This window comes from Chamaesiphon sp. VAR_69_metabat_338 (assembly GCF_031423935.1).
Classification (GTDB): Bacteria; Cyanobacteriota; Cyanobacteriia; order Cyanobacteriales; family Chamaesiphonaceae; genus Chamaesiphon.
Window position 1 is genome coordinate 1 of the sequence record NZ_JANPGM010000532.1, and the last position, 5117, is coordinate 5117.

Sequence of the window (5117 nt, forward strand, 5' to 3'; positions counted from 1 at the left end):
TTTAATACTGGTACCGTTGTCGCATTCGATCCCGACACCCACACAGCGATCGATTATGTCCGCGATGATGCAGGTGAAACGCTGGTTGTGGATGGGATCTGGGGCATGGTTTTTGGTAATGGTGCAAGCTTAGGCGATACCGATTCGCTCTACTATGCCGCAGGCCCTAATAATGCCGCCGATGGCGTCTTTGGCCACATCCGCTGGGATAATACGCCGCTATTGCCCGACGATGCCCAGATTACTGATTTTACACAGCTCGCTAACAAGTTGCTGGCACAAGATCCCTCGATTATCGATGGAAATGGCGACCACGTTTGCATCCTCGGAGATGACAACAATATTGCATATGGTGACAAGGGCGTAAATCTTTTCTATCTCGGCAGTGGTGATAACACCATGTATGGCGGTCAAGGGATCGGTATGTTCATGGCTGGCGATGGTGACAATACTGCCTATGGTGGTGCAGATCGAGATCTATTCCTGTTTGGTGATGGGAATAATTATATCGATACTGGTAACGGGATAAATATCGTCATCACTGGTACGGGTAAAGATATTATTGATGGTGGCTCCGATCGAGATTATATCTACACAGGTGCTGGAGATGACATCATCTATGGCGGTGAGGGCAACGATCTCGTTAGTGCCGGAATTGGCAATGATGAGATCTATTTAAGCAATGGTGCAAATCAACTGATCTTAGACACGGGCGAGGGCGCAGCAACAGTATGGAATTTTAACGCCAACGATTCGATTAGTCTTGGTACCACTGCGAAGAAAACCAACTCGATTACCACCCAATTATGTGGCTCGGATACCCAAATTTTTGCAGGCAGCGATCTACTCGCAACTTTGCTAAATACTAAAGGTACTATTCAGATCGTTTAGGATTTTACCAATGCAAACATAGGCGTTTATTCTTTACTTGGGTAAACGCCTACTTGCAGCCATCGTCGCCTAAATTAACAACTAGTTTTAACAACATCGATCGACAACCTTCAGTATCGATCGATATTGCTATAAATTACTAATTCGATGTTATTTATTTAAAATACCAGATCCTCATGCTCACCTTAACCGAACCCGCAACTTGGTCGCAGCTACTCCAACAATTACTAGAAAGGAAATCGCTCACTCAAGCGCAATCGAAAATCCTGATGCAGGGATGGCTCGATGGTGAGATCCCACTGGGATTATCTGGAGCGATTTTAGCCGCACTCGAAGCTAAGCAAATCACCGCGTCAGAACTCGCTGGCATGGCTCAGGTATTACAAGCTCCAGCGATCGCACATCCCACTCCCATAATCGATACCTGCGGCACTGGTGGCGATGGTGCATCCACCTTCAATATCTCTACCGCAGTGGCCTTTGTCGCTGCCGCAGCTGGCGCAAAAGTTGCCAAACATGGCAGTCGATCGGTATCCAGCCGGGTCGGTTCTGCCGATGTCTTAGAAGCACTCGGTGTAAAATTAGCAGCCCCCTCAGCGCGAATATCTGCCGCTTTAAATACAGTTGGCATTACCTTCTTATTTGCCCCCGGTTGGCATCCCGCAATGAAAGCAGTGGCTCCGCTCCGCCAAGAATTGAAGATTCGGACGGTCTTTAATCTGCTCGGGCCGCTCGTCAATCCGTTGCGCCCGACGGGACAAATTATCGGCGTATTTACACCCCATCTGCTCGAAGTTATTGCCCAAGCAGCAGGGATGCTCGGTACTCAACAAGCGATCGTGTTACATGGTCGGGAACGCTTGGATGAGGCTGGTTTAGGCGATGCGACAGATCTCGCCATCTTAACTAATGGTGAGGTCAAACTCACCAGCATCGATCCGGTAGAGCTAGGCATTACTCCCGCGCCGCTTACTGCGCTATCAGGTGGCGATGTGGCAGAAAATGCGGCGATCCTCACCACAGTGCTGCAAGGTAAAGGCACACCCGCTCAACGAGATGTGGTGGCTATTAATGCCGGGTTAGCACTGCAAATGGCCGATCTCGTACCGATTGGCGCACATCGGCACGGGATCGAGCTGGCAACAGCAGTATTGAATAGTGGTGTGGCTTGGGATAAGTTGCAAGAGTTAGTAAGTTTCTTGGGCGCGGTAGATTAACTCACATCTTGCATTCAAACAAAGTTAATAGTGGATAGCTTGTAGGGTGGGGCAGTGCTCACCCTACTGATTAAGTTGCTGCAAGAACGATCGCCTGGATCGGCAATAACCCTCTTGTGGTGGCGATTTATTTTAGATCGATCGTTGCTTGAATTTGTAAGTTGGTAAACTTAGCAGCTTTCTGACTCGATTCTGAATCTAAAGCGACATGAACTTCCACAACTCGATCGTCGATATTACTACTAGGATCGGCATTGATCGTGTTTTGACGCTTGACTTGAACGCCAACTCGCTCGATCGTGCCTTGCAATTTGCTAGGTAGAGAATTACTAGTAATGTTTACTTTCTGTCCGACTCGAACTTTATTAACATCATTTTGGTAGATTTCCACCACGCCATACATTTGACTAGTTTTACCAAGATCGGCAATCCCATTAGTGCCAACTACTTCTCCAGGACGTGCAAAAATTTCCAAGATTTGACCATTTAGAGGTGACTTAATATAAGCTTGCGCGAGATTTTCTTCGGCACGTTTTAAAGAGGCGATCGCACTGTCGATCTCTGCTTCGGCAGACATGATATCTACCGGACGTATTTCCGCAATTTTAGCGAGAGTAAATTGACTTTCTTTGACCTGTTGCTGTGTCGATGTTTCGAGCTTTCGCAAATTAGCGCGTGCTTCATTGATTTGCTGTTGTCCCGATGTTTGAATCCGGCGTAAATTGGCTTGAGCTTCAGCTAGTTGTTGCTTCCCAGTAGATTCAATGCGTTTTAAATTTGCTTGAGCCTGGTTGACTTTCTGCTGTGCGGTTTGTAAGGTCAACCGCTTACTATCGCCGTTAGAAGCAGAAATCGCCCCCTGTCGATAGAGGGTGGCATAACGTTTATCCTCGGCTTGAGCGTTCGCAAGTCCAGCTTGGGCTTCGGCAATAGCTCCTGTTTGGGCTTCAATTTGAGTTGCTGTTTCGGCGACAACTTTGGCGAGTGTTGCTTTCTGGGCTTCGACTTGAGTTACTGTTTCGGCGACAACTTTGGCAAGTGTCGCTTTCTGGGCTTCGATTCCCGTCCCTTGCTCGGCTTGCAATTTAGCGATGGTGGCTTTCTGAGCATTAATTTCGCCCTGCTTAGCTCCAGCTTTGACTTTTACCAGACTTGCTCGGGCAACGTTGACTTTGGCTTTAGCTTCATTTACCGCTGCTTGTAAGCGTCCTTGACTATCCAAAATTGCGATTAACTGTCCCGATTTAACTGTCGTTCCTTCTTCTACTAACAACTTATCGATTTTGACACCTTCGTTTGATGTGGGTGCGGACAGCTTGATGACTTCCCCTTGAGGTGCCAGTTTCCCCAAGGCTGTGACGGTTGTTGGTACCGATTTAGTTACATCGGCGATCGATTGCGCTTTCACTTCTGCTGCTTGCTGTGCTGCTTGCTGTTGCTGGATATAAATACCGCCGCCACTGATGGCAATTAGGGCAATAGTTACCCACCACATTAATGGTGTTTGATTGCCAGTATTCTGCACTTTAGTCGGTTTTTCTAAGTTGTGGAACATAATAATTAGGGGATAGGGAATAGGGAATAGGGGATAGTGAATAGAGGTTGTCTATTTCTTGAGTGAGAAGGGAGTAGATGCAGGGAGTGGGCAATTATTAATTCTCAATTCTCTGTCTTGTCTCGCTTCTATGCGGAGGGAACTTCCGCAGAGCGAGCCGCAGTTCTCAATTAATTTAAATGTCCATCCTCCATGTGGATAATGCGATCGGCAACATCTAAAATGCGGTTGTCATGTGTCACCATCAAGATGGTGCAGCCCTGTTGTTTTGCCAGTTTTTGCATCAGTTCCACCACGTCGCGCCCGGATTGTTTGTCTAGTGCGGCGGTGGGTTCATCGGCTAACACGATTTGCGGACGGCTGACTAGGGCACGAGCGATCGCAACTCGTTGTTTTTGGCCGCCAGAAAGAGCTTCTGCATAGTATTGCGTCCGTTCGCCTAAACCCACCACTCCTAACATGTATAGGGCTAAATCGCGCCGCGCCGAACGCGAATAAGTACCGTGAACTTCTAGCCCCATCATCACGTTCTCTTGCGCAGTCAGGCTGGTATGGAGATTATGTGCCTGAAAGATATAGCCACAGGAGCGACGTGCCTGTACGGCCAACGCTTTGGGCGCACCGACCAGTTCTGTGTTCAACATCCGCAGACTGCCGGATTGAGGCGATCGCAAGCCACCCATCAGCGATAATAATGTCGTTTTACCCGAACCAGAGGGGCCAGTCAAGATCACGATTTCGCCAGCATTAATGGCCAGATTGATGTCAAAAAGCACCTGTTTTTTTAGCTCGCCTTCGCCAAAAAAGTGATCTAAGTGCGCCACTTCGATCGCTGGAGATGGCTTGACTGCAGATGTCTTGACTTGAGGCCGAACAGGTATATAGTCCCAGGTAAGTATTGAAACTGGATTCATGTTAACTCCTAAAAATTATCGGCTGGATCGGCAGATTGCAGCCGGCGAGTTGTCACCGCACCTGAGACTACACACATCGCCACTGTGAGTGAAAAGACCAGAATTAGCCGCTCCACGGTCATGAAAATTGGCAAAGCACCGAGGTTCTGAATCAGCGCGTATTGCCCTAATGCGAGTGCTAAACCAGGGATAAATCCCAGCGATGCCAGAATCAGCGATTGTTCCAGCACGATCGCCAGCAGATAGCGATCGCGATATCCCATCGCCTTAAACGTGGCATATTCGCTCATGTGCTCGTTCACGTCAGTCGAGAGAATCTGAAAGACGATCACCATCCCCACGATAAATGACATGATTGTGCCGAAGGTGAACACAATGCCAATCGGGGTGGTTTGCTGCCAGTAGGCTTGTTCTTCGGCTACATATTGCTGTTTTGTGGAGGCGATCGTATCCGGCGGCAAAATCGCTTTGATTTGAGCGAGAACTAGATCGGGATCGACACCAGGCTTGAGCTTAATCAACCCTAACGTGATTTGGCCG

The 5117-nt window shown here is 48.3% G+C and carries 4 protein-coding genes and 1 pseudogene; 2 read left to right on the forward strand and 3 right to left on the reverse strand.

Annotated features, from left to right (window positions below; genetic code table 11):
- A pseudogene (locus RMO84_RS14730) lies at positions 1-891 on the forward strand (hypothetical protein); the annotation flags it as partial.
- Between the two features lie 176 nt (positions 892-1067).
- Positions 1068-2108: an anthranilate phosphoribosyltransferase gene (trpD, locus tag RMO84_RS14735; protein WP_310489199.1), complete on the forward strand. Its 1041-nt coding sequence runs from the start codon at positions 1068-1070 to the stop codon at positions 2106-2108.
- Between the two features lie 127 nt (positions 2109-2235).
- On the opposite strand, the gene RMO84_RS14740 is transcribed toward trpD, so the two are convergent.
- The 3 genes from RMO84_RS14740 to RMO84_RS14750 form a co-directional block, all read right to left on the reverse strand.
- Positions 2236-3663, reverse strand: coding sequence for a biotin/lipoyl-binding protein (locus RMO84_RS14740; protein WP_310489200.1), 1428 nt, complete (start codon positions 3661-3663; stop codon positions 2236-2238).
- Between the two features lie 170 nt (positions 3664-3833).
- Complete coding sequence (locus tag RMO84_RS14745) at positions 3834-4577, reverse strand: DevA family ABC transporter ATP-binding protein (RefSeq protein ID WP_310489201.1); 744 nt, start codon at positions 4575-4577, stop codon at positions 3834-3836.
- A gap of 8 nt (positions 4578-4585) precedes the next feature.
- On the reverse strand, positions 4586-5117 hold a 532-nt coding region (locus RMO84_RS14750), incomplete at its 5' end, for an FtsX-like permease family protein (protein WP_310489202.1).